At 70.0% G+C, this 22,728-nt stretch carries 21 protein-coding genes; 9 read left to right on the top strand and 12 right to left on the bottom strand.

Annotated elements, in window-relative coordinates:
• Positions 1 to 21: 21 nt before the first annotated feature.
• Positions 22 to 618 carry a putative phosphothreonine lyase domain-containing protein gene (locus ACZ5KW_RS15695; RefSeq protein ID WP_343777289.1) on the top strand — a complete coding sequence of 199 codons (597 nt, stop codon included), beginning with the start codon at positions 22 to 24 and terminating at the stop codon, positions 616 to 618.
• Positions 619 to 681: 63 nt separating this feature from the next.
• Here ACZ5KW_RS15695 and ACZ5KW_RS15690 read toward each other — a convergent pair whose 3' ends face one another.
• The 6 genes from ACZ5KW_RS15690 to ACZ5KW_RS15665 form a co-directional block, all read right to left on the bottom strand.
• On the bottom strand, positions 682 to 1,140 hold the full coding sequence (locus ACZ5KW_RS15690) for a Zn-ribbon domain-containing OB-fold protein (RefSeq protein WP_343777290.1): 459 nt from the start codon (positions 1,138 to 1,140) through the stop codon (positions 682 to 684).
• Entirely contained in the window at positions 1,137 to 2,297 is a 1,161-nt protein-coding gene (locus ACZ5KW_RS15685) for a thiolase family protein (protein ID WP_343777291.1), read from the bottom strand. The genes ACZ5KW_RS15690 and ACZ5KW_RS15685 overlap by 4 nt, the downstream gene beginning before the upstream one ends.
• Before the next feature lie 93 nt (positions 2,298 to 2,390).
• Entirely contained in the window at positions 2,391 to 3,134 is a 744-nt protein-coding gene (locus ACZ5KW_RS15680; protein ID WP_343777292.1) for a bacteriorhodopsin, read from the bottom strand.
• Positions 3,131 to 4,675: a methyl-accepting chemotaxis protein gene (locus tag ACZ5KW_RS15675; protein WP_343777293.1), complete on the bottom strand. Its 1,545-nt coding sequence runs from the start codon at positions 4,673 to 4,675 to the stop codon at positions 3,131 to 3,133. The genes ACZ5KW_RS15680 and ACZ5KW_RS15675 overlap by 4 nt, the downstream gene beginning before the upstream one ends.
• Before the next feature lie 126 nt (positions 4,676 to 4,801).
• The gene (mutL, locus tag ACZ5KW_RS15670; protein ID WP_343777294.1) at positions 4,802 to 7,171 is read right to left on the bottom strand and encodes a DNA mismatch repair endonuclease MutL; all 2,370 of its coding nucleotides are present in this window, start codon (positions 7,169 to 7,171) and stop codon (positions 4,802 to 4,804) included.
• A gap of 469 nt (positions 7,172 to 7,640) precedes the next feature.
• Positions 7,641 to 8,774 (bottom strand): ABC transporter ATP-binding protein, encoded by a 1,134-nt coding sequence (locus tag ACZ5KW_RS15665; RefSeq protein WP_343777296.1) that lies wholly within the window; start codon positions 8,772 to 8,774, stop codon positions 7,641 to 7,643.
• A 207-nt stretch (positions 8,775 to 8,981) separates the two neighbouring features.
• Between ACZ5KW_RS15665 and ACZ5KW_RS15660 the strand changes: the two genes are divergently transcribed.
• From ACZ5KW_RS15660 to ACZ5KW_RS15645, 4 genes are all read left to right on the top strand, one after another.
• Positions 8,982 to 10,268 carry an extracellular solute-binding protein gene (locus ACZ5KW_RS15660; RefSeq protein ID WP_343777298.1) on the top strand — a complete coding sequence of 429 codons (1,287 nt, stop codon included), beginning with the start codon at positions 8,982 to 8,984 and terminating at the stop codon, positions 10,266 to 10,268.
• Between the two features lie 15 nt (positions 10,269 to 10,283).
• Entirely contained in the window at positions 10,284 to 11,279 is a 996-nt protein-coding gene (locus ACZ5KW_RS15655) for a carbohydrate ABC transporter permease (RefSeq protein WP_343777300.1), read from the top strand.
• A complete protein-coding gene (locus ACZ5KW_RS15650) occupies positions 11,276 to 12,337 on the top strand; it encodes a sugar ABC transporter permease (protein ID WP_343777301.1) in 1,062 nt (353 codons plus the stop codon). The genes ACZ5KW_RS15655 and ACZ5KW_RS15650 overlap by 4 nt, the downstream gene beginning before the upstream one ends.
• A gap of 231 nt (positions 12,338 to 12,568) precedes the next feature.
• Positions 12,569 to 13,672: an NADH:flavin oxidoreductase gene (locus ACZ5KW_RS15645; RefSeq protein ID WP_343777303.1), complete on the top strand. Its 1,104-nt coding sequence runs from the start codon at positions 12,569 to 12,571 to the stop codon at positions 13,670 to 13,672.
• 65 nt (positions 13,673 to 13,737) lie between these two features.
• On the opposite strand, the gene ACZ5KW_RS15640 is transcribed toward ACZ5KW_RS15645, so the two are convergent.
• Positions 13,738 to 14,769 (bottom strand): glutathione S-transferase family protein, encoded by a 1,032-nt coding sequence (locus tag ACZ5KW_RS15640; RefSeq protein ID WP_343777305.1) that lies wholly within the window; start codon positions 14,767 to 14,769, stop codon positions 13,738 to 13,740.
• Positions 14,770 to 15,074: 305 nt separating this feature from the next.
• On the opposite strand from ACZ5KW_RS15640, the gene ACZ5KW_RS15635 reads away from it, so the two are divergent.
• The gene (locus tag ACZ5KW_RS15635; protein WP_343777307.1) at positions 15,075 to 16,352 is read left to right on the top strand and encodes an NAD(P)/FAD-dependent oxidoreductase; all 1,278 of its coding nucleotides are present in this window, start codon (positions 15,075 to 15,077) and stop codon (positions 16,350 to 16,352) included.
• Between the two features lie 85 nt (positions 16,353 to 16,437).
• Here the strand turns inward: ACZ5KW_RS15635 and ACZ5KW_RS15630 are convergent, their stop codons facing one another.
• From ACZ5KW_RS15630 to ACZ5KW_RS15620, 3 genes are all read right to left on the bottom strand, one after another.
• Positions 16,438 to 16,854, bottom strand: coding sequence for an Hsp20/alpha crystallin family protein (locus ACZ5KW_RS15630; protein WP_343777309.1), 417 nt, complete (start codon positions 16,852 to 16,854; stop codon positions 16,438 to 16,440).
• 3 nt (positions 16,855 to 16,857) lie between these two features.
• Positions 16,858 to 17,013 carry a DUF7559 family protein gene (locus tag ACZ5KW_RS15625; protein WP_343777311.1) on the bottom strand — a complete coding sequence of 52 codons (156 nt, stop codon included), beginning with the start codon at positions 17,011 to 17,013 and terminating at the stop codon, positions 16,858 to 16,860.
• A 117-nt stretch (positions 17,014 to 17,130) separates the two neighbouring features.
• On the bottom strand, positions 17,131 to 17,580 hold the full coding sequence (locus tag ACZ5KW_RS15620) for a hypothetical protein (protein ID WP_343777312.1): 450 nt from the start codon (positions 17,578 to 17,580) through the stop codon (positions 17,131 to 17,133).
• A 98-nt stretch (positions 17,581 to 17,678) separates the two neighbouring features.
• Between ACZ5KW_RS15620 and ACZ5KW_RS15615 the strand changes: the two genes are divergently transcribed.
• Together ACZ5KW_RS15615 and ACZ5KW_RS15610 are read left to right on the top strand one after the other, a co-directional pair.
• The gene (locus ACZ5KW_RS15615; RefSeq protein WP_343777314.1) at positions 17,679 to 19,532 is read left to right on the top strand and encodes a radical SAM protein; all 1,854 of its coding nucleotides are present in this window, start codon (positions 17,679 to 17,681) and stop codon (positions 19,530 to 19,532) included.
• Positions 19,533 to 19,535: 3 nt separating this feature from the next.
• A complete protein-coding gene (locus ACZ5KW_RS15610; RefSeq protein ID WP_343777316.1) occupies positions 19,536 to 20,372 on the top strand; it encodes an MBL fold metallo-hydrolase in 837 nt (278 codons plus the stop codon).
• 109 nt (positions 20,373 to 20,481) lie between these two features.
• On the opposite strand, the gene ACZ5KW_RS15605 is transcribed toward ACZ5KW_RS15610, so the two are convergent.
• Positions 20,482 to 21,102 (bottom strand): HAD family hydrolase, encoded by a 621-nt coding sequence (locus ACZ5KW_RS15605; RefSeq protein WP_343777317.1) that lies wholly within the window; start codon positions 21,100 to 21,102, stop codon positions 20,482 to 20,484.
• Positions 21,103 to 21,161: 59 nt separating this feature from the next.
• The gene (locus ACZ5KW_RS15600; protein WP_343777319.1) at positions 21,162 to 21,644 is read right to left on the bottom strand and encodes a DUF7321 family protein; all 483 of its coding nucleotides are present in this window, start codon (positions 21,642 to 21,644) and stop codon (positions 21,162 to 21,164) included.
• A 140-nt stretch (positions 21,645 to 21,784) separates the two neighbouring features.
• On the opposite strand from ACZ5KW_RS15600, the gene ACZ5KW_RS15595 reads away from it, so the two are divergent.
• Positions 21,785 to 22,684, top strand: coding sequence for a DUF7319 domain-containing protein (locus ACZ5KW_RS15595; RefSeq protein ID WP_343777321.1), 900 nt, complete (start codon positions 21,785 to 21,787; stop codon positions 22,682 to 22,684).
• The last annotated feature ends 44 nt before the right edge of the window (positions 22,685 to 22,728 follow it).

The raw sequence follows: 22,728 nt of genomic DNA, 5'->3' as shown, positions 1-22,728 counted from the left end.
TCGCCGGCCGGAACGGACCCCATGGTGGTCGACCGCGCTCCGACCGAGATCGACGACCCCGGCCGGCACTGGCTCCGGGCGAAAGACGTGACCGGGTTCCCGAGAAACGCCCGCGACGGCTACTTCCCGGCCCACGACGTGACGCGACCGGCGGCGACGACGGCGGCGGACCTGCCGCCGGTGGACGGGGCGACTCCGGGGGTGTTGCCGACCGACGCGGAGGCCGTCGTCGACGCGGCGACCGTCGCTGACGCGGATCGACTCGCTCTCGACTCGACGTATCTGAGCGGCAAGTGGCTCGTCGAGCGCCCGCCGGAGGCGGTGACCGACCTCTGGGAGGGCGTGGTCGCGGACGTTGAGGCCGGCCGCTTCTGGGACGCGAAGGTCTCGACCCGGGCAGGCTGCGAGGCGTTCGGAGAGACCGACCACGCGGTGCTCGTGTTCACGCCGAACTACTTCGACCGGGCGGACGTCGACCGAGTGCGCCGCCGACTCAGGGAGGCGCACGGCGTGACCGAGGAGATACGGTACCGCCCCGACGTGTACACGCTCGACGGGGTTCACGAGGAGACGCTCGGACCGCTCACGGACTCGGCGGCGGCCCGTTTCAGGGCGTGAAGGAGGGACGACGGCGGCCGGGGCGGCGGCAGCGGTGCCGTCGGCCGATCGCGGACTGCCCGACTACTCGACCGGGCGGAACCGGAAGCCGTCCCAGTCTTGGCTCTCCGGTTCGCGGATCCCCGCGCCCGGCTCCCTGAGTTCGTCGGCGTAGACGGGTTCGACGCGGTCGCCGATGTCGACGTCGTACTGCTCGGCGTCCTCGGAGTCGGCGCTCGCGCCCTCGTCGCGCGCCGCGATCTGTCCGAGCGCGCGGACCGGGGGTCCGTCGTACCCGTCGCCCATGTCGAACTCGACTATCGCGAGGGTGTTCGGCTCCCGGACGCCCGGCGGGGTCGCGGTCGAGGTCGTCCAGGTGACGACGCGGCCCTCGTACTCGCGGAGGTCGACCGTTCCGACGCGCTCGGCGCCGTTCGGGCCCACGGTGTGGGGCGGGTAGGTGACGGTCCCGTCGGCGTACTCGGCGGCCTCGAAGGTCGGTTCGGCGCCCTGTTCCGTCTCGCCGCTATCGTTGTCGCTCATTGGCTTCCCTCCAGGACCGTCGTGGTCACGCAGTTCCCGAACCCGCCGACGTTACAGGCGAGCCCCGTGTCGGCCTCGACCTGTCGCGGTCCGGCGTCGCCGGTGACCTGCTTGAATATCTCGTACACCTGTGCGACGCCGCTGGCGCCGAGCGGGTGTCCCTTCGATTTGAGGCCGCCGGAGGTGTTGATCGGGAGGTCGCCGTCGCGGTCGGTGACGCCCTCCTCGACAGCCTTCCACCCCCCGCCCTTCTCGAAGAAGCCGAGGTCCTCGCTCTGGAGGAACTCTAGGATGGTGAACATGTCGTGGAGCTCCGCCACGTCCACGTCGTCCGGGCCGATCCCGGCCATCTCGTAGGCGATATCGGAGGAGTCGACGACGCCGCCCATCGTCGTCGGGTCGGTGCGCTCGTGGACGACGTGGGTGTCCGTCGCGCCGCCGATCCCCGAGACGACGGCGTAGTTGCCGTCGGGGGCGTACTCCTCTGCGACGGACTCGGGACAGAATACGAGCGCCGCGGAGCCGTCGGTGATCGGACAGAAGTCGTACAGCCGGAGGGGGTCGGCGACGATCGGCGAGTCCAGCACCGTGTCGAGGTCGACCTCCTTCCGGAACTGGGCGTGGGGGTTGTCCACGCCGTTCCTGTGGTTCTTCACCGCGACCCTCCCGAGGCTCTCGCGGGGCGCGTCGTACTCGTCGAGGTAGAGGCGCGCGGTGAGCCCCGCGAACGAGGGGAGCGTCACGCCGTGTTTGTACTCGACCGGGTGGGTGAGCGACGCGATCACGTCGGTCGCCTCCGAGGTCGTCCGGTGGGTCATCTTCTCGCCGCCGACCAACATCGTGAGGTCGCTCGCGCCGGAGGCGACCGACTGCCACGCCGCGTACACGCCCGCGCCGCCAGACGAGGAGGTCTGGTCGATCCGGGCGGTGTAGGCCGGCTGCGCCGCCAGGTCGTGAGCGAGCGCGTTGGGGACGCCGGTCTGTCCCTCGAACTCGCCGCTGGCCATGTTCGAGACGTACAGGTGATCGAGGCCGTCGCCGTCGACGCCGGCGTCGTCGAGCGCGGCCGCGCCCGCCTCCGCCAGCAGCTCGCGGACCCAGGCGTCGCGCTGCCCGAACGGGGTCATCGACGCGCCGACGATCGCTACGCGTTCCATACCGGTGGGTCCACCGCTGTCGCCTAAAACGTACCTCTCTGCGGTCGCCGCTCGGTCTCCCCCTGTCGAGCGCGGCGAGACGCGCCCGCCGACTCAGTCGGCCGCCGTCGGGGCGTCGTCGCCTATCGCAGCGGGGTCGCTCTCGGCCCCCGCCGTCGATGACGCCGTCACGTCGGTGAACGCCTGCCGCCGAGTGTAGAAGAAGTAGACGTACGGGACCTTCGCCAGCACGTCGAGGAAGGCGTACGTCAGCGCGGCGCTCACCGCGCCGGTGAATCCGATGCCGGCCGGGCCCATCAGCCAGACGAACGGGTACGCCAACCACAGGAGTCCGACGTGGTTCTTCAGCAGGCTGAACAGTCCCCGCTGCATCGGGTCGTCGGGAACCGCCCGCGGGAAGATCACGTACAGGTACGCGAACAGCGAGAGGTGGAACACCGCTGAGACGCCGAACAACGCCCACTTGAGCGTCCCGCCGGCGACGACGGCGCCGGCGCCGAACGCGATCATCAGCGCGTCGGCGAGCATTACGCCCGCGATTGCGCGGCGCGACGCGCCGGCGACGTACCCGATGAACCCGACCAGAAGCGGCGTGGTGACGATCCAGTCGACGTAGCGGAGGCCGACGAACTCGGAGCCGTTGACGGTGACCGTCCCGATCCCGAGCGCCATCCCGACGTAACAGATTCCGGCGAAGCCGGGGATCACCGCCAGGGCGGCGAGCCGACCCCGCCGCTCCGACTCGCTCAGTTTCGCGTACAGCGCCGCCGTGATCCCGAGCCCGACGAGGAACCCGAGCGCCGCCACCCAGTAGGCGACGCTGACGGCGCCCGTCATCGGGCACCCCCGTCAGTCGTCGCCCGCGAACGACCCGTCCCGGCCTCGGCCGTCGGGCCGGAATCGGACTCGCCGTCGGCGACGGTGAAGGCCGCGACTCGGTCTTGGAGCGTCCTCACGGCGTCGGTCTGGAACTCGCGAAGCGAGTCGGACACGTCCTCGACGACGGACTGACCCTCCTCTACCTCGGTCGCGGTCCGCTCCGCCGTCTCGGCGGTCTCCGTGCTGAGTTCCGTTATCGAGTCGACGGAGCCGGCGGTCTCTTGCACCGTGTCGGCCTGGTCCGAGGTCGTCCGTCGGATCTCGTCGAGCGACCGGCTGATCTCGTCGACGGAGTCGGCGATCGTCTCGATGTCGCTCAGCGTCGATTCCACCGTGTCGGTTCCGGTCTGAACGCGCTCCTGTGTCGACCGGATCGACACCGTCACCTCCTCGGTCTGGTCGGCGATGTCGTCTATCATCGTGTCGATCTCGTTCGCGCGCGACTGCGTCTCCTCGGCGAGCGACTTCACCTCCTCGGCGACCACGCTGAACCCGTCGCCGGAGCCGTCCGCCCGGGCCGCCTCGATCGAGGCGTTCAGCGCGAGCATGTTGGTCTGTTCCGCGATCTCGCCGATGATGTCGACGATCTCGGTGATCTCGTCCATCCCCTCTTCGAGCTGCTCGACCCGGTCGACGGCGCGTTCCGCCTCGGACTCGACTTCCGCCATCTCGTCTAGCGCGCTCTGTGAGGACTGGCGGGCGTCGTCGCTCGTCGTCGCCACCGTCTCGCTCCGGTCGGACAGGTCGTCGACGGTCGCCGCGATCTCCTCGGCGGACGCGCTGACGTTCTCGATGTCGGACGCGATGGATTCGAGCTCCGCGCGCTGGTCGCTCGCCTGCCCTCGGATCGTCGTCGCGCTGCCCGTCGCGCTGGCGACGCGCTGTTCGACCTCGTTGCTCATCTCGGCCATCTCGCCGGCGTCGGCCTCGATCCGGTCGGCCATCTCCCGGACCGTCTCCACCGTCCCCTGGAGGTCGTCCATCATCCGGTTGAACGACTCGCCGACGGTCGCGAGGCTCTCGTCGGTCTCGTCGACGTCGACGCGCCGGGTGAGGTCGCCGGTCGCCGCCTCCTCCATGACCTCCGCGTAGCGGTCGGCGGTCCGTCGATACCGGTCCGCCATCTCGGTAGCTTCCGTTCGCGCCTCCTCGAGTTCGTCTCGCGTCCGTTCCATCTCCGCGAGGCGCTCTTTCAGCGAGAGACGCATCTTTTCGATCGAGCCGGCGAGCTGTCCGAACTCGTCGGTCCGGGTGGACTGGACCTCTTGGTTGATGTCGCCGTTTGCGACGCGTTGCGTCTGCGCGCCGATCTCCGCGACGCTGGCGATCGTTTCGGCCGCGTTGATCGACCCGAGCGTCAACAGTCCGGCGACGGCCGCGACGATGGTCGCATTCGCGTCGTCGGTGACGAGACCGACGGCGACGATGAACGCGCCCGTCGCGACGTATCCGACGCCCAGTTTCGCTCCATAGCTGTTTTTCACCGCTGCTATCGGCATGTAAGCGATCAAGGACACCGGCCTGTTAAACGACCTCCCCCACGTATCAGAATCGATACTCACCGGCCGGATCGATCGCCGCGGGCGCTCCGACCCTCCGGCCAGCGACCGACGACGCACGCGGCCTCACTCGGCGCGTCGGCCGCCGTGACCGGGGTAGTCGCGCTCGAAGCGCGCGCCGATCTCCTCGCCGTCGAACCGTATCACGACCGGCCGCCCGTGCGGACAGGCGTACGGGTTCTCGCAGCCGTCGAGCCGGTCGAGGAGGTCGACCACCCGCCCCTCGGTCAGCGAAGTGTTCCCCGTCACCGAGGGGTAACACGCGAGGTCGGCGAGCAGTTCGTCGACGACGTCCGCGACCGGCGCGTCGCCCGCGGCGGCGTCGTCGACCAGCGCGGACAGCACGTCTCGGAGGAGGTCCGGGTCGAGCGCGGCGTCGAAGACGGCCGGGACCGCGGTGACCGCCACCTCGCGGTCGCCCGCCCGCTCGGCCCGGAACCCGATCCCCGAGAGGTCGTCGACGAACTCCTCGAACAGCGCCGCCTCGCGCGCGGTCAACTTGATGCGGACCGGCTCCGCGAGCGCCTGCGCGTCCGCGCCGTCCGCGAAGACGGCCCGGAGCCGCTCGTAGTTCACGCGCTCGTCGGCCGCGTGCTGGTCGATCAACACGAGCCCGTCGGGCGCCTCGGCGACGACGTACGTGTCGTGAAGTTGGCCGAGCACTCGCAGGGCGGGCAGCGAGTCGAACTCGCGTTCGGCCTCGGTCGCCTCGCCGTCCAGCGTCCGCTGTCGCGCCGCGGCGCGCGCCGAGGGAGTCGGTCGCGGCGCCGTCGAGTCCGAGGCGGACTCGACGCCGGCGTCCGGTCCGGTCTCGCCCGTTCCCGGGGCTCGGCGGTCGCGTTCGTTCCCGTCGACTCCGGCCGCCCGGTCGGTCGATCCGTCCGCGCCCGGAGCCGGTTCGACCGACGCGCCGGCATCTGAAGAGCCGGCACCTGCCGAGTCGGCGCCGGAGTCGATGCGCTCCGTTCCGCTCTCGGCCGATGCCTCGCCCGGTTCCTCCGTCGAACCGCCCCCGCCCAGGTCGTCGACGGCCCACGCCGCGTCGTCCGTCGGATCCAACTCGGACGGCGCTTCCGGGTTCCCGGAGTCGCCGTCCGCGTTCCCGGAGTCGCTGCCCGACTCTTCGGCGGCGTCCGAACCGGCGTCGAAGTCGGCCTCCGAGCCCGCGTCGGTGGCTGCCCCGGAGTCCGCGGAGAAGCTCTCCACGGAGGCGTCCTCGGTGTCCTCCGAGTTGCCCGTCGTCGCGGGCCCGCGCCCTTCGCGCGCGGCGCGTTCGTGGCCCGTGTTCGCCCCGCCGACGGCCTCGGAGTCGGGCGTCTCCGGGCTGACGACGGTCTCGTCTGGCGCCGACTGGCCGCGGGGCGCCGTCGACCGGATCAGCCCGTGGTCGAGCAGGGCGTCCTCGACGGCCGTCTCGACGGCAGACCGGACCGCGGACTCCTCGTCGAAGCGCACCTCTAGCTTCCTCGGGTGGACGTTCACGTCGACGTCCCCGGACGGCACCTCGACGAAGAGGACGGCGAAGGGGTACCGGTCGGGGGCCAACTGTCCGCCGTAGGCGTTGAGCGTCGCCTCGCGGAGCGCGCTCGCGGTGACGTACCGGCCGTTGACATACGTCGAGAGGTAATCGCGCGTCGAACGGGTCGTCTCGGGGTGAGAGACCAGTCCGGCCACTCGCCCGACGGGCGCGTCGGCTTCGGCGCTGTCCCCCGCGGCGCCGTCCGCGCCGGCGCCATCTCCCGCCGGCGTCCACTCGACGTCGATCATCGACTCGGCGACCTCGCGGCCGTAAACGGCGAGGACGGCCGACCGGAGGTCGCCGTTCCCCTCGGTCGCGAACGTCTCGCGGCCGTCGTGTTCCAACGAGACCGCGACGCCCGGGTTCGCCAGCGCGTAGCCGGTCACCACCGCGTTCACGCGGTCGAACTCGGTGGCGGTCCGCTTGAGGAACTTCTCGCGGGCGGGGGTGTTATAGAAGAGGTCCTCGACCTCGACGGTCGTCCCCTCGGGACAGCCCGCGGGGCGGACGTCGCCGACGTTCCCGCCGTCGACGGTGATCTCGGCGCCGGCGTCGGCGTCCGGGGGCCGCGACCGGACGGTGAGTCTGGAGACGGCGCCGACCGTGTACAGGGCCTCGCCGCGGAACCCGAGCGTCGCGACGCCGCGGTCGAGGTCCTCGATGTCGCCGATCTTCGAGGTGGCGTGTTCCGCGACGGCCGCCTCCAACTGGTCCGCGGGGATGCCCACGCCGTCGTCGCGGACGCGGATCCCCTCGGTGCCGCCGGCCTCGACCGAGACGGCGACGCGGCTCGCGCCCGCGTCGAGGCTGTTCTCGATCAACTCCTTCACGACGCTCGCGGGGCGCTCGACGACCTCGCCGGCCGCGATCCGCTGGACGGTGCGCTCGTCCAACCGCTCGATGTCTGGCGGCTCCATTCGTACGCTCCGTCTGACGAGCGCGCACTTCAAGCCGTTGTCGGCCGCGCCGACGCCAGACGGACTGAAGCCCAGCGAATTTGCCATTGATAAACAAAACTGCGGTGGCGCGTGCCGACGAGCGGCCGGAGGCCGCGAGTCGCACGCGCGAGGTCGTCGGCGCGTAGCGGAGGCGACTGACGAGGCTGGGGAGGTGTGAGGTGCGGGGCGGTGCTGTGCGGGGTGGGACTCAAAGGGGCAGCCGCGAGGACTCGATGCGCTCGTTGCGCTCCTCGCTCAGTCGCTATCGCTCCTTCGCTGCGGTGCTTACGTCGCGCGTCTTCGTCCTCGCGGCTGGGGCTTTGGCGGTGTTCACCGCGATGGCAGCGGTTTCCGATCTCGTGAACGATGTTCTGATGTTTCCCGATCCGATGAGAAAGTACGAACGATCGATTCACACACCGGGGCAGTCTCCGAGACTCGACCCTTCTTAAGCGACCGCGGCCGCGATCTCCTCGTCGGTGAGGAACACGTCCTCGCCGGTCTCAGCGTCGAACAGGTGGAGGTCCGTCTCCTCGAAGACGACGCCGACCTCGTCGCCCGCCTCGGGCTGGACGTTCGCGGGCGCCCGAGCGAGGAAGTCGCCGTTCACGTCGAGGTGCACGTAGTTGTCGGAGCCGATCGGTTCGACGACCTCGACGGTCGCGGTCAGCGTCTCCCCGCCGGTCGGGTCCTCGACGATCCCGATGTTCTCGGGGCGGATCCCGAGCGTGTACGGGCCGCTTTCGAGGTCGTGACCCGCGACGTAGTCGCGGCTGAGCGCGAACGCGAGCCCCGAGGACTCGTCGCGGATCGTCGCCGTCGTCCCGTCCGTCTCCACGCCGACGTCGAGGAAGTTCATCGACGGCGAGCCGATGAAGCCGGCGACGAACTTGTTCACGGGGTTCTGGTACACCTCGGTCGGCGCGCCGACCTGCTGGAGTTCGCCGTCGTTCAGGATGGCGAGGCGGTCGCCCATCGTCATCGCCTCCTCCTGGTCGTGGGTGACGTACATCGCGGTGACGCCGAACTCCTTTTGCAGCTTCTGAATCTCCGCGCGCATCTCCGTGCGGAGCTTCGCGTCGAGGTTCGAGAGCGGCTCGTCGAAGAGGAACACCTCGGGCTCGCGTGCGATGGCGCGGCCGAGCGCGACGCGCTGCTTCTGCCCGCCCGAGAGCTCGTCGGGCTTGTCGTCGAGGAGGTCCTCGATGCCCATCATCTCCGCCATCTCGCGGACGCGCTCGTGGCGCTCCTCCGTCGTCATGTCGGTGCTCATCTTGAGCCCGAACGCCATGTTCTCACGGACCGTCTTGTGCGGGTACAGCGCGTAGTTCTGGAACACCATCGCGACCGGGCGCTCCTTCGCGTGGATGTCGGTGACGTCCTCGTCGTCGAACTCGACGGTCCCGGAGGTCGGCTCCTCCAGGCCCGCGACCATCCTGAGGGTCGTCGTCTTCCCGCAGCCCGACGGCCCGACCACGGTCACGAACTCCCCGTCGTCGATCTCCAGGTCCAAGTCGTCGACGGCGACGATGGTTCCTCGGTCGAACTCCTTCCGGAGCGTATCGAGCGTGACGCGTGCCATTTCCCTGATGACGGTCCCCCTCGCATATGAGTTCTTTGCTGTTTTCTTGATATGTGGTAAACAATCTCTTCTCAGATATTTGCCCGGCCGGGCCGCCCTCAGTGACGGGCCGGTGGCCGCGATCGACGACGAATCGATCCGGATCGATCGGAACATACCCCAAACACTAAATGTATGAAAATATAATTCATCATTTGTTCTAGCCACATGAACGAGAAACGTAGAACGCTGCTCAAGGCGATGGGGGGATCGACTGCGCTCGCGGGGCTCGCGGGCTGCATCAGCACTGGCGGCGACGGTGGGGACGGCAGTGACGGCTCGGACGGTTCGGACGGTTCGGACGGCAGTGACGGCTCCGACGGCGGCACCACCGGCTCCGCACGCCTGTGGGCCGACCTCGCCGACGCCGAGGACGAGGCGATCTCGGAGTACATCGACCAGTACGAGTCCGACACGGGCAACACCATCAACAAGGAGGCGCCCGGCGGCGAGCTCGACCAGCAGCTCGAAACCGCGATCCCGGCCGGTGACGGCCCCGACTCGTGGATCTGGGCGCACGACTGGGTCGGCCGGTTCGCGGTCCGCGAGGAGCCGCCGTTCCTCTACGACGCGAGCGACGACGTCGACGTCTCGCTCGACAGCTACACGCAGGCGGCGCGGGAGGCGGCGCAGTTCAACGGCGGCCTCTACGGGCTCCCGTTCGCCTCCGAGACCGTCGCGCTGTTCTACAACGAGGACATGGTCGACGAGCCCCCGGAGACGATGGAGGAGATGGTCTCGATCATGGACGAGTACCACGACCCGGAGAACGGGGAGTACGGCCTCTCGTACCCCGTGACGGACCCGTACTTCGTCAGCGGGTTCCTCCAGGCGTACGGCGGCGACATCTTCGACGAGAGCAACCTCGAAGTCGGCGTCGACAGCGACGCGTGTAAGCGCGGGTTCGACGCGCTCGAGACCCTGTCGGGGTACGTCCCGGCCGACCCCGGCTACGAGTCGCAGATCGTCGCGTTCGCGGACGGGCTCGCGCCGTTCGCGATCAACGGTCCGTGGGAGCTCGGCAACCTCAGCGGCGAGATCGAGAACCTCGGCGTCACGACCCTGCCGACCGTCGACGGCAACCACCCGCGCTCGTACTCCGGCATCCAGCTGTTCTACTTCTCGTCGATGCTGGCCGACGCGGAACAGCCGACGGTCGACGCCGCGACCGGCCTCGCCGAGTGGTACACGACGAACGAGGAGATCATCCAGACCAACGCCGAAGAGCAGGGGTACATCCCCGTGCTGGCCGACGTGGTGGGCAACGACGACCTCTCCAGCGAGGTCCAGGCGTTCGCCCAGCAGGTCGACCACGGCGTCCCCATCCCGACGCATCCGGACATGGACAGCGTCTGGACGCCCGTGACGGAGGCCCTCGAGCGCGTCTTCAACGACGAGCAGGACAGCGACGCCGCGCTCGACCAGGCCGCCTCCGAGATCCGGGAGGCGCTGTAACTCCCGCCCGGAGCGATGGCCTCTTCGCAACCCGGAACCGCCGCGAGCGGACTGGCGCGCCTCCGATCGGCGCTGCCGTTCTCCAGTCGCGACTGGGGGTTGCTGCTCGTCGCGCCCGGCGTGCTGCTGTTTTCGAGTTTCATGCTGTACCCCATCTTCTACCTCTTTTATATCTCCCTGACCAACGCGACGTTCGCCGGGTCGGTCATCGGCGGCGGCGCCGAGCTGATCGGGCTGGCGAACTACGTTCAGCTGATCTCCGACTCGCAGTTCTGGACGTCGATGACGACGACGTGGCTGTTCGTCGCCGTCTCCCTCGTGCTCAAGGTGATCCTCGCCGTGGGGATCGCGCTCCTGTTGAACCACGTCCGGGTCGCCGGGAAGCGGTACATGCGTGCGGCGGTGATCGTCCCGCTGGGCTTCCCCGGCATCTTCACGATCACCGTCTGGCGCGGCATGTTCAGCGACGCGCGCTACGGCGTGTTCAACACCATCCTCGGCCGGTACAACGACGTTATGGCGTCGCTGTCGGCCCCGCAGGCGCTCCTGTTCGACGTTCCGATCGGCTTCCTCAGCGGTCGTTGGGAGGCGTTCTTCGCGTATGTCACCACGGAGGTGTGGCTGGCGTATCCGTTCATGGTGATCATCATCGTGAGCGCCTTACAGGACGTTCCCCGGTCGCTCCACGAGGCCGCGATGGTCGACGGCGCGGGGGCGCTCCAGCGGTTCCGCACCGTGACGCTGCCCGCGATCAAGGGGCCGGTGCTGTTCGCGTCGATTCTCACGGCCGCGACCTCCTTCCAGCAGTTCCTGATCCCGTGGGTGTTCAATCAGGGCGGCCCGTCGCGACAGAACGAGCTGATCATCGTGTACGGCTACCGCGAGGCGATCACGTTCAACCAGTTCGGCCTGTCGGCGGCGATACTGATCGTCGGCATCTCCGTCGTCGGGCTGTTCATGTACGCCGCCGTGCGCTACGGCGGCCTCGCCGAGGGGGTGGGTGACGAATGAGCGCGCTCCGTTCGTTCGCGTCGCTCGTCGCCGCGAAACTGGTCGCGCTCGCGACCGCGCCGAAGCGGTTCGTCGTCATGATCCAGCGGGCCATCTACGACGTTCGGACCGGCAAACGCAGCGCGTGGGACGTCACGAAGAGCGTCTTATTCACGCTGTTCGGACTCGCGATGGTGCTGGTGCTGCTGTTTCCGCTGTTCTGGATCACCACCGCGTCGCTCGCGGAGGGCTCGCGGTTGTTCAACACCAGCGGCATCTTCCCGGACCCGTCGACGTACAACCTCGGCGCGTACCGGTGGGTGATCTTCGAGTCCGACTTCTTCTTCGTCGACGGCGACTGGGGGTACCCGCAGCTCGTCCTCGGCGGCGCGGACGGGCTCGTCAGCTTCCGGTGGGCCGGCACCGAGACCGGTCCCGGCGCGCTGTTCAACAGCCTCTACATCGTCAGCGTGACGCTCGCCGCCGGGTTCGGCATGATCGTCCCGGCCGCGTACGCGTTCTCTCGGCGACAGTTCGTGGGTCGCAAGCGCATTCTCTACGGCTACGTCCTCTTCACGCAGATCGGCGCCGGGCTGTCGATCGCGACGCTCGTGGCGTTGTACTCGCTGTTCAGCAGCTACGGGCTCACGAACAACCTGTTCGTCCTCGGGCTGTTCTACGCCGCGTCGGCGATCCCGTTCAACACGTGGCTGTTGAAGACGTACATGGACAACATCCCCGTCTCCTACGAGGAGGCGGCGATGGTCGACGGCGCGAGCTTCTTGGAGACGATCCGAGAGATCATCATCCCGCTGACGAAGCCGGGGCTCGCCGTCGTCCTCATCTTCGTCTGGCTGGCCGGCTGGAACGAGTTCATCATCGCGCAGACGCTGCTCCGCCCGGAGAACTATCCGCTGTCGGTGGAGCTGTACAACATCGCGACGCAGGGGCGGTTCTCCACGCCGTGGACCCAGTTCGCGGCGTTCGCGAACCTGTTCGCGCTGCCGGTCGCGATCGTCTACTTCGCGGCGCAGCGCTCCGTCGAGGACGGCCTCTCGTTCGGCGGGATGGAAGGGTAGTCCCGCCGTCCGCGGCCGCGCGTTTCACGTCTCGTTTTTGCCGGTCCCGGTCGAGTGGCTCGGGTCGGTTTCCGTCGTGCGACGGTCGGTCTTGGACGCCCGACGGTCGGTCTCCGTCGTTTGATGATCTCCGGACCGCCCGGTAAATGCGAGGTCATACCACACGTGTTGTGTACTCGGTCGCGCACAGCCGCCGTCCCCTTATCTGCCTGACTCCGGTACCGAACGGTGATGGCTGACGACCCGCTCTTCGACGAGTTCGAACTGAACGGTGACATCCTCGACGGCCGCGTCGGCCTCGCGCCGATGACGCGGACGAGCGCGACGGACGAAGGTCGTCCCACGGACCGGATGGCCCGGTACTACGCCTCCTTCGCCCGCGGTGGCTTCTCCTTCCTCGTCACCGAGGGCGTTCACCCGGACGCGACCCACAGCCAGGGCTACCACAACCAACCCGGCCTCGCGACCGACGAACAGGCGGCGGCGTGGGAACCGGTCGTCGACGCCGTCCACGAGGCGGGCAGTCCGATCTTCGCGCAGTTGATGCACGCCGGGGCACAGTCGCAGGGCAACCGCTACGGCTTCGGCCCCGTCGCCCCCTCGTCGTACCGCCCGCCGGGCGAGATGGCGGAGCTGTACGGCGGTTCGGGCGAGTTCCCCGAGGCGGACGGGCTCGACGACGAAGGGCTCGACGACGTGAAAGCGGGCTTCGTCGCCGCGGCGGAGCGCGCGCGCGACGCCGGCTTCGACGGCATCGAGGTCCACGCCGCCAACGGCTACCTGCTCCACGAGTTCGTCGACCCGCTGGTCAACGACCGCGACGACGAGTACGGCGGCTCGCCGGCGAACCGGGCGCGGTTCCCCGCAGAAGTGACCGCGGCCATCGACGAGGCCACGCCCGACGAGTTCGTCGTCGGAGTCCGCGCCTCGCAGGCGGCGGTGACCGACGAGGAGCGGGCCTGGCCCGACGGCGAGGCGACCGCCGCCGCGCTGTTCGGCGCCCTCTCCGAGGCCGGCGCCGACTACGTCCACGTCACCGGCGGCGACGCGACCGCTCCCGAAGTGCCCGACACCGACCGCACGCTCGCGGAGCTCGCGGTCGAGCACGTCGACGACGCGGCCGTGATCGCCAACGGGAGTCTCGGAGACCCCGACAAGGCCCGGGCGGCGTTGGCGGACGGGGCCGACCTGATCACGCTCGGGACCGGCGCCCTCGCCAACCACGACTGGCCCAACCGGGTCTGGGCGGGCGAACCGCTCGACGACCTCGACCCGGGCGTCGTCTTCCAGCCCGACGCATCGCTCAGCGACGCCGAGGTTCCCGGCGACGACTGACGACGCGACTGCTCGAACCCACACGGGCGAAAAAAGCGGCCCCGAACGAAACGGTCCGCATCCGCTCAGTCCGCGGCGTCGGGCGTCGGCGCTTCGCCGGCGAACCGGTCGCGGTCGTGGCTCGCCTCGAAGTCGAGGTCGGGACCGCGCGCGATGATCCCGGTCGGTGTCACGTCGGGGTGCGTGGTGTAGTAGTGCTCTTTGATGTGTGCCATGTTCACCGTCTCGGTGACGCCCTCCGTCTGGTAGAGGTCACGCAGGTACGGCCAGAGGTCGTCGTACTGGTGGACGAACTGCCGGTTACACATGAAGTGCGTGTGGTACACCTGATCGAAGCGGACCAGGGTGGTGAACATGCAGATGTCCGCCTCGGTCAGCGAGTCGCCGACGAGGTAGCGCTGGTCCGCGAGGTGGTCGTCGTAGCGGTCGAGCGCGTCGAACAGCTCGTCGATCGCGTCGTCGTAGGCCGCCTGCGAGGTGGCGAAGCCGGCGCGGTAGACGCCGTTGTTGATCGGCTCGTAGATGTCCGTGATCACTTCGTCGACGTCCCCGACGGTCGCGTCGTCGTCGTCGGCCGGCAGGAGGGACGTACCGTTGCCGAGGTCCGCGAACGCGGTCGAGAGCATCCGCAGGATCTCGCGGGACTCGTTGTTGACGACGGTGTCCTCTTCGGTGTCCCACAGCACGGGCACGGTCACCCGGCAGGTTGCGTCGGGGTCGGCCTCGACGTACAGCTCGCGGAGGTAGTCGCTGTCGCGGAGGTGATCGCGGGTACAGCCCTCCTTTTCGGGGGTGAACTGCCAGCCGTCCTCGTCGCGGTACGGGTCGACGACCGAGACGCTGATCGCGTCCTCGAGGCCCAAGAGCGAGCGGGCGAGGAGCGTGCGGTGCGCCCACGGACAGGCGTATGAGACGTACAGGTGATACCGGCCGGCCTCCGGCTGGAAGCGCTCGTCGGGCTCGGCGTCGACGTGGGCGGGGACGTCGCTGCCGGCGATCCAGTTCCGGAAGGTGGTCTCGCCGCGCTCGAAGGCTCCCTCCTCGTTCGTCGTCTCGTACGTGTCAGTGCGCCACTCGCCGTTCACGAGCTGATTCATAGCTCACGGTAGGGTTTCTACCCCTATAGTGTGGGTGGGGACACACGTGTCACCGGCTACACTCGGTCGCTGATCGGTTCCCGCGTATCGCGGAGCCCGGCGAATCCGTGTGTCGGGGGGAGCCCGCCGAACGTCGGGTCGCACGGCCGTACGCGGTTGCTGGTCGTCTCTCAGTTGCCGACACGAACACCACCGAAGCCCCAGCCGCGAGGCGGGCGGGCGCTCGGAGGCACGCGCCACCGCGATCACTTCCCCGTCCGCGTCGCCCCGGTGGTTTTTCGGTACCTTCCGCGCTCTGTCGCGACATGAACGAACGAGCCGAGCCCGCGCCGACGGTCGCGGTCGTCGGCGGCGGCGCTGTCGGCGTCACCGCGGCCCACGACCTCGCGGCCCGCGGCGCGGACGTGACGCTGTACGAGCGCGGGAATCTGGCGGGCGGTAGCTCCGGGCGCGCGGCCGGACTCCTCTACGACGCCTACGCCGAGGACGTCGACGCCACGGTCGGCGCCAGAGCGATGGAGCGCTTCCGCGCGTTCGACCGGTCGCTGCCGGGGTTCTCCTTTACGCCGTGTCCGTACGTGATCGCGGTCCGCGAGGGCGACCCCGACGCCGACGCCGTCCCGGCGATGGTCGAGCGCATGCGCGACCACGGCCGCGAGGTGCGCACCCTCGACCCCGACGCCCTCGGCGAGCGCTTCTCCGCCCTCTGGACCGATGACCTCGCCGTCGCGGCGGTCGCGGAGGGGGCCGGCTGGACCGACCCGCCGAGCTACGTCCGAGCGCTCGGTGACCGAGCCGCCCGCGAGGGGGTCGCGATCGAGACCGAGACGGCGGTCCGTCTCGGTCCGCGAACCGACGGAAAACGGAAAGTCCACCCATCTAACGGCGGCGCGGAGGCAGAGGGCCGCGCCTTCGACGCCGTCGCCGTCGCGGCCGGAGCGCACACGCGGTCGCTGCTCGCGGCCGCCGACGTTCCGGTCCCTGTCGTTCCGTACCGCGTTCAGGCGCTCGTCGCCCCCGTCGCCTACGACGGTCCGATGGTGTACGACGCCACCGCGGACGCGTACCTCCGGCCGCACCCGGACGGCCTGCTCGCAGGCGACGGGACGGAGCCGGTGCCGGCGGACCCCGACGACTACCGGCGCGAGGCGGACGACTGGTTCCGCGAGGACGTCGCCGCGGTCCTCCGCGAGCGGCTCGCCGGCGGTGATGCCCCCGCCGGCGTCGACCGCGATCCGGCTGCCGACGCGCGTGCGTGGGCCGGACTCTGTACCGCGACGCCCGACGGCGACCCGCTCGTCGGTCCGGTGGACGCGAGCGGGGAGGCCGCCGACCGCGGCTCGACCGCCGGGCCCGCTCCGACGCTCTTCGTCGCGGCCGGCTGGCAGGGGCACGGGTTCATGCGCGCGCCGGCGATCGGCGAGACGGTCGCCGAGGGCGTGCTCGCGTCGCTCGCGGGCGTCGCGTTCGAGGACCCGGACTCCCCGTGGATCGTCGCGTTCGACCCGACCCGGTTCGACGGCGACGAGACGTTCGAGATCGCAGAGGGGATGTCGCTGTCGAGTCGGACGGATGAGGAGTGATCGGAGCGCGAACGGAAAACGGGGACCGGAACGGGGAGAAGTAGGTCCTCACGGATCAGAGCGCCGCAACGAAGAGGGCGCGGCCTCAGTCGTCTTCCTCGACGACGTCGACGTCGCTGCTGCCCCCGCGTTTGGGGATCTCGACGTGGAGGGTCCCGTTCCGCGTGAGCGTCGCGTTCGCGCCCTCGGGCGTCACGTCGGCGTCGTTGGGGAGGTCGACGCTGCCGGACAGCGAGACGCCGCGGCCCGGGAAGACGAGGTCGTAGCCGTCGTAGAAGTCGCGGAACCGCTCGAGGTTCACCTCGACGGTGCGGTCGAGGAACGTCACGTCGACGTCCTCGCCGCGGACGCCGGGGGCGTCGAACACCACGAGGTAGGCGTCGTCGCTCTCGAGGAGGTCGTACGAGAGGGGGCGCCGCTCCTGGACGCGGCCCCAGCCGCGACCGACGCGTTCGAGCGCGCTCCGGAGCGCGGACCGGCCGGTCTCGACGAGTCCACCCACCGGCTACACCCCGATTTCGACGAGGTCGCTCCCGCCGCAGTACGGACAGGAGAGGTCCTCGACCGCGTGGTCGTCGGGCACGTCGTACGTGTAGTGGTTCTCGAACATGTCGAGCTCGCAGTCGTCGCTGACGCACTTGACCTCCATCGTCGATGGCATATGCGAACACGTTGTGTCGGCGAGGGCTTAAACGGCGTGGCGGCGGCGGTCGCGTCGGACGAATCGAGCGTCCCGGCGATCAGGCGGTCGCGTCGGACGAATCGAGCGTCCCGGCGATCAGATGCCCGCGCTGCACAGCCGATCGGGAACGACCGCGCGCTCGGCGACGACGACGACTGCGGTGCCGAACGCCACGCCGGCGAGGAAGCCGGGACCGTACGGGTAATACGGGACACCGAACGCGAGCGCGGCTCCCAGCCCGGCGGAGATGGCGAGGACCGCGGCGCCGAAGGCGACGTAGGTCAGCGTCTCGTAGCGGTCCGGCGAGAGGCGGTCGCGGGCGAGCCACGCGATCGGTCCCAGGCCGACCGCGGTCGCCGCGGCCCAGCCGGCCGCGAGTCCCCACGGCCGGGGATTGGCACCGAGGAACTCCATCGCGGCGAGCGCGCAGAGCGCGGCGAACGACACGTAGTTTCCGACCCGCTGCCAGCGAGAGGACTCGTCTGCGGCTGGGGGCGCACCGCCGCCCGAACGCGTCTCACCGGTGGTGGGCGTCTCGGAGGGCATGGCCGGCGCTTCCGCGCGTTCCGACATAAGCGATCCGGCGTCGCTCCCGGCGGACCTTCCGCACGCTTTTCCCCTCTCGGCCGCCTACTCCGGGTAACATGAGCGATCCTTCGGCGGCCGGTCGCGGCTCTCTCCCGGCCGATCCGGCCGACCTCTCCGTCACCATCGTCGACGGCTACGTCGACGAGCCGGCCCACTTCGGCGTCCCGCCGTACCTCTCGACGTACCCGCGGTACACGGCGGGCGCGCTCGTCGACGCGGGGGTTCCGGAGTCGCGGATCACCTACCACACCATCGACGAGCTCCGCGACGACCGGTCGAAACACGCCGACGTGGCCGACGCGGACCTCATGGTGTACGTCGGCGGGATGACGGTGCCCGGGAAGTACGTCGGCGGGACTCCCGCCGAGCCGGACGAGGTGCGCGAACTCGGCTGGACCGCAGACGGCGTGACGCTGCTCGGCGGGCCCGTGCGGTTCGGCGTCGGCGAGGAGAACGCCGGCGCACAGGAGACGAAACGGGACGACCTCGACTACGACTTCGTCGCGATGGGGGACGTCGAGGCCGCGGCCCACGACCTCGTCCGCGAGGGGTTAGAGGGGTACGGCAACCGGATGCGGACGAACGACGAGGTCGGTCGCTGGGCCCGGCAGGGGGCGTTCGTCGTCGAGCAACATCCGAACCACCCGGACTACCTCATCTGCGAGATGGAGACCTCTCGCGGCTGCGCCTACCGGTGTTCGTTCTGTACCGAGCCGCTGTACGGCGACCCGGCGTTCCGGGACCCCGACTCGGTCGTCGGCGAGGTGGACGCGCTCTCCGACCGCGGCGTCGCGCACTTCCGGCTCGGTCGCCAGGCCGACATCCTCGCGTACGGCGGGGACGGCGAGGCGCCGAACCCGGACGCGCTGCGCGAGCTGTACGGCGGCATCCGCGAGGTGGCCCCGGACCTGCGGACGCTCCACCTCGACAACATGAACCCGGTGACGATCACCGACTACCCGGAGGCGTCCCGCGAGGCCATCCGAGTGATCGCCGAGCACAACACGCCCGGCGACACGGCCGCGTTCGGTCTCGAATCCGCCGATCCGGTCGTCAGAGAGGAGAACAACCTGCTCGTCTCCGCCGAGGAGTGTCTGGAGGCCGTCCGGGTCGTCAACGAGGAGGGCGGCTGGCGCCCGGGCGACACACCCGAGACGACCCCCGGGGACCCGACGCGCGTCACCGGTCCGTCGACCGGGCCGGACGCATCGCCGCGGCTGCCGAAGCTGCTCCCCGGGATCAACCTCGTTCACGGGCTGACCGGCGAGCGCCCCGAGACGTACGAGCACAACAAGCGGTTCCTCCAGACCGTCTACGACGAGGGGCTGATGCTCCGACGGATCAACATCCGGCAGGTGATGGCGTTCGCCGGGACCGAGATGGCCGAGACGGGCGCCGAGATCGCACAGGAGCACAAAGACCAGTTCCAGGCGTACAAGCGAGAGGTGCGCGAGACCATCGACAACCCGATGCTCGACCGCGTGGTCCCGCCGGGGACCGTCCTCCCGGACGTCTACCTCGAGTACCACCAGGACGGCAAGACGTTCGGCCGCCAGCTGGGCACGTACGCGCTCCTCGTCGCGGTTCCGGGCGAGCGCGAACTGGGAACGAGCATCGACGTGGCGATCACCGATCACGGCTACCGCTCCGTGACGGGGGTTCCGTACCCGATCGACGTGAATTCGGCCTCGATGGACGAGCTGACCGCCATCCCGGGCATCAACCGGAACACGGCCGGCGACGTCGTCGTCGGGCGCCCCTACGAGTCGGTCGACGCGGTCGACGCGGGCGTCGCCGACCTCTCGGCGTACGCGGTCGCCGACGACACCGACGTACCGATCCCCGGCCGCGACCGCGCAGGCTCCGGACCCGGGCCGGCCGCGCGGTCGTCGCTCGGGCGCGGGGACTGAAGCGTGTCGGGCGACGACGCCGCGGTCACCCGGATCGAGGTCCCGGTCGACACGCGCGCTCCCGGCGGGACCACCAACGCGTACCTCCTCGACGGGGTCCTCGTCGACCCGGCGGCCCGGACCGACGCGCTCGACGCCGCCGTCGCGGAGCGCGGGTCGGGCGACCGTGACGACCCCGGCGTCGAGGCGGTCGCGGTCACCCACGCGCACCCCGACCACGTCGGCGCCGTCGCCGGCTACGCCGACATGACGGGTGCGACCGTCGTCGCCCGCGAGGGGCACGTCGACCGGTTCGTCGACGCGGCCGGCGTCGAGCCCGACCGGACGGTCGCGCCGGGCGAGACGGTCGCCGACACCGCGGTCCGCGTCGTCGACACTCCAGGGCACGCGCCCGATCACGTCGCGTTCGGTGTCGGTGAACCGGGGGAGCAGTCGGGGCGCTCCGCGCTGTGTTGCGGCGACCTGGCGGTCGCCGAGGGGAGCGTCGCGGTCGCCGCTCCGGAGGGCGACCTCGCCGCCTACCTCGCGAGCCTCGAGCGCGTGCGCGACGCGGGGTACGACCGGCTGCTCCCCGGACACGGACCGGCCATCGGCGATCCGGCCGCCGCGTGTGACCGGCTGATCGACCACCGGCTCGACCGCGAGCGGGACGTGATCGCCGCGATCGACGACGGCGCGGCCGATCTCGACGCGGTCGTCGACGGCGCCTACGAGAAGGACGTCTCCGGCGTCCGCGACCTCGCGCGGGCGACGGTCGCCGCCCACGTCGCGAAGCTGGTCGCCGAGGGGCGGATCGACGCCGCGTGGCGCGCGCGGTTGTCGAAACACGGGCTTGACTGACCCCGGACGAGGGGGTGACCGCTTCCGGACGCGCGGCTCGCGGTTGTCGACGACTCGCCGTTCGCGGTCGATGTCGCGCCCGCAACAGATCCCTCTCCCGTCCGCTCGACTACTGCTCCGCTTCGAGCTCCGCCACGACCTCTGACAGCGGCGTCTCCGTCACGTCGACGAAGCGCCCGCCGACGGCGACGATTCCCCCGTCGGTCTCCGGGTCGTCACCGACGTGGGTGAGCGCTGGCGTGGAGCTGCCCAGCGCCTCCGCGGCGGCCTCGAACGCCGAGGGGTGCGGTTTGCGCCAGCCGCAGCCGACGCTCGTCGTCACCGCGTCGAACTCGCCGCGGAGCCCCGCCCGGATCAGCGTCCGGGGGACCAGCTCCGGGACGGCGCAGTTCGAGAGCAACCCCACGGGACCGCGCTCTCCCGCGCCGCGGACCGCTTCGACCGCCCCGTCGCGCCGCGTCACGTCCGGGTCGAACGCAGCGACGACGGCGTGTCTGGCGACGTTCTGCGTCACGTCGACGCCCCGCGAGTCGAGCGCGCGGGCGACGTGGGCCGGGAGGGGGACCTCCGCGCCGGCCGGCGCCTCGACGTGTCGCTCGCCGTACGCGACGTGCCAGTCGTCCGGGACCGCCACGTCTCGGGACTCCAGTTCGCGCGCGACCGCTTCCGCCGGGTCGGACGGATACTCGACGTCGACGAGGGTCCCGAAGAGATCGAAGGTGACTGCCACGATACTCCCCTTAGGGGCAAACTCGGATTGAACCTGTCGGTCGGCGCGACCCGTTCCGGTCAGAACATCGAGACGAGATGAAGCGTGACGAGGCGGTATATCCCCGTCACCCACGCGCACAGCCACAGGATCATGAACCCGGCGACGCCGGCGCGCAGGCGCTTCCGCCAGTGGCCCATGTCCTCGTGGATCTCGTCGATGTCGACGTCGAGGTCCTCGTAGGCGTCCGCGTTCCGCTTCGCCTGGAATATCCGCACGATTCCGGTGAGCGCGAACGCGAGCAGGGCGTACGCCTGGACGCCGAAGAACGCGTGGAGGATCGCCATCCCGCTCACCTGATCGAGGACGCGCGGGACCATCCACGTGACGATGGGGACCGTGGTGAGCACCAGTCCGACGACGATGTACCGCAGGTGCCGCATCAGCACGTTCCACGACACCGTCTCCGCGTCGATCATGATCCAGGCCCCGTACAGGAGGAACGGGAAACTCGCCGTCACGGACAGCCCGGCGACCGCCGCGATGACCGACTCGTCGACCATATCGATGCGTACGGTCTCCGGCGCGTAAAGCCCCCCGATCCGCCTCCGTCGACGCTGCCGCCCGACGCGCGGTGTCCGATTTCCCGAGGCCCGGACGCGGACGAAAACAGTTAGCGTCAGGAGCACGTACGAACGAGCTGATGGACGACACCTCGACGCGGTCGGAGCCGGACTCGCCGCCGGAGGAGTCGGCCGACCCGGCACCCGACGGGCCGGACGAGTCCGACCCGAAGAGCGAAGCTCGGGGCGATGACGGCGGTCCTTTGGCCGCCGCCGGGACAAACGGCGGCGCCTCGGGAGACGACGACATCGAGGCGCTCCGCGAACGGGTCGAGTCGGAGTACGACTTCGACGACTTCGGCCCGTCCGACATGGCCCGGATGAGCGCCGACGAGTGGGACGCCGCCTTCGATCCGGACACGTGGATCACCGGCGACCGGCTCCTCGACCGCGTCGACGCGGAACTGAAGTCCCGGATCGCGACGCGCGACGTGTTCGGCGTCTTGGAGCGCGTCCGCGAGGACGGCGAAGAGCGGATCCTCGTCTACTCCGACGAGGGGTACGCGATCATCCGCCCCACCGGCGAAGTCAGCGGCGAGGGGACGGTCCTCAGGGACATCGAGCCCGTCGTCGCGCTGGCGGCGATGGACTCGTACGACGTACCCGAGCCGCCGGACGACTGGTCGCTGCCGCACCCGGACACGGTCCCGGAGGGGTCCGGCGAGTTCGGCAACCTCGTGATACAGGCCGTCGCGGCGGTTCAGGTGCTCGCCGGCGTCGCCCTCCTCGTCGCGAGCGCCGTGGCCGACCTCAACACCATCGTCGCGCCGACGATGGGCGTCGTCTTCCTCCTGGTCGGCGTGTTCCTGTTCGCGATGGTGGCCAACGCGCGGCTCTCCGACCGGTTCCGTTCGGAGGAGTATCGGGACCGACTGCGCGCGCTCCGCGAGGCGAAGGAGCGCCCCGAGTTCGTGCCCGTGGAGGACGGCGTGGTGACCGACACGGACGCCGCCGCAGCCGACTCCGAGCGAGAGGAGTAATCCGCCGATTTCGGCGGTCTCAGGCCCCGAAACCTCCTCCACGT

This window comes from Halorubrum ejinorense, assembly GCF_055389685.1.
The sequence above is the reverse complement of the archived record's forward strand: the minus strand, read 5'-3'. Positions and strand labels throughout refer to the sequence as shown.

Excerpts from the sequence above, each read along its gene's own strand:
- ACZ5KW_RS15665 (WP_343777296.1), bottom strand. The coding sequence starts at position 8,774 with ATGGCACGCGTCACGCTCGATACGCTCCGGAAGGAGTTCGACCGAGGA.
- ACZ5KW_RS15635 (WP_343777307.1), top strand. The coding sequence starts at position 15,075 with ATGAACGAACGAGCCGAGCCCGCGCCGACGGTCGCGGTCGTCGGCGGC.
- ACZ5KW_RS15600 (WP_343777319.1), bottom strand. The coding sequence starts at position 21,644 with ATGGTCGACGAGTCGGTCATCGCGGCGGTCGCCGGGCTGTCCGTGACG.
- ACZ5KW_RS15675 (WP_343777293.1), bottom strand. The coding sequence starts at position 4,675 with ATGCCGATAGCAGCGGTGAAAAACAGCTATGGAGCGAAACTGGGCGTC.
- ACZ5KW_RS15660 (WP_343777298.1), top strand. The coding sequence starts at position 8,982 with ATGAACGAGAAACGTAGAACGCTGCTCAAGGCGATGGGGGGATCGACT.
- ACZ5KW_RS15690 (WP_343777290.1), bottom strand. The coding sequence starts at position 1,140 with ATGAGCGACAACGATAGCGGCGAGACGGAACAGGGCGCCGAACCGACC.
- ACZ5KW_RS15695 (WP_343777289.1), top strand. The coding sequence starts at position 22 with ATGGTGGTCGACCGCGCTCCGACCGAGATCGACGACCCCGGCCGGCAC.
- ACZ5KW_RS15685 (WP_343777291.1), bottom strand. The coding sequence starts at position 2,297 with ATGGAACGCGTAGCGATCGTCGGCGCGTCGATGACCCCGTTCGGGCAG.
- mutL (WP_343777294.1), bottom strand. The coding sequence starts at position 7,171 with ATGGAGCCGCCAGACATCGAGCGGTTGGACGAGCGCACCGTCCAGCGG.
- ACZ5KW_RS15625 (WP_343777311.1), bottom strand. The coding sequence starts at position 17,013 with ATGCCATCGACGATGGAGGTCAAGTGCGTCAGCGACGACTGCGAGCTC.
- ACZ5KW_RS15620 (WP_343777312.1), bottom strand. The coding sequence starts at position 17,580 with ATGCCCTCCGAGACGCCCACCACCGGTGAGACGCGTTCGGGCGGCGGT.
- ACZ5KW_RS15650 (WP_343777301.1), top strand. The coding sequence starts at position 11,276 with ATGAGCGCGCTCCGTTCGTTCGCGTCGCTCGTCGCCGCGAAACTGGTC.
- ACZ5KW_RS15655 (WP_343777300.1), top strand. The coding sequence starts at position 10,284 with ATGGCCTCTTCGCAACCCGGAACCGCCGCGAGCGGACTGGCGCGCCTC.
- ACZ5KW_RS15595 (WP_343777321.1), top strand. The coding sequence starts at position 21,785 with ATGGACGACACCTCGACGCGGTCGGAGCCGGACTCGCCGCCGGAGGAG.
- ACZ5KW_RS15615 (WP_343777314.1), top strand. The coding sequence starts at position 17,679 with ATGAGCGATCCTTCGGCGGCCGGTCGCGGCTCTCTCCCGGCCGATCCG.
- ACZ5KW_RS15645 (WP_343777303.1), top strand. The coding sequence starts at position 12,569 with ATGGCTGACGACCCGCTCTTCGACGAGTTCGAACTGAACGGTGACATC.
- ACZ5KW_RS15640 (WP_343777305.1), bottom strand. The coding sequence starts at position 14,769 with ATGAATCAGCTCGTGAACGGCGAGTGGCGCACTGACACGTACGAGACG.
- ACZ5KW_RS15680 (WP_343777292.1), bottom strand. The coding sequence starts at position 3,134 with ATGACGGGCGCCGTCAGCGTCGCCTACTGGGTGGCGGCGCTCGGGTTC.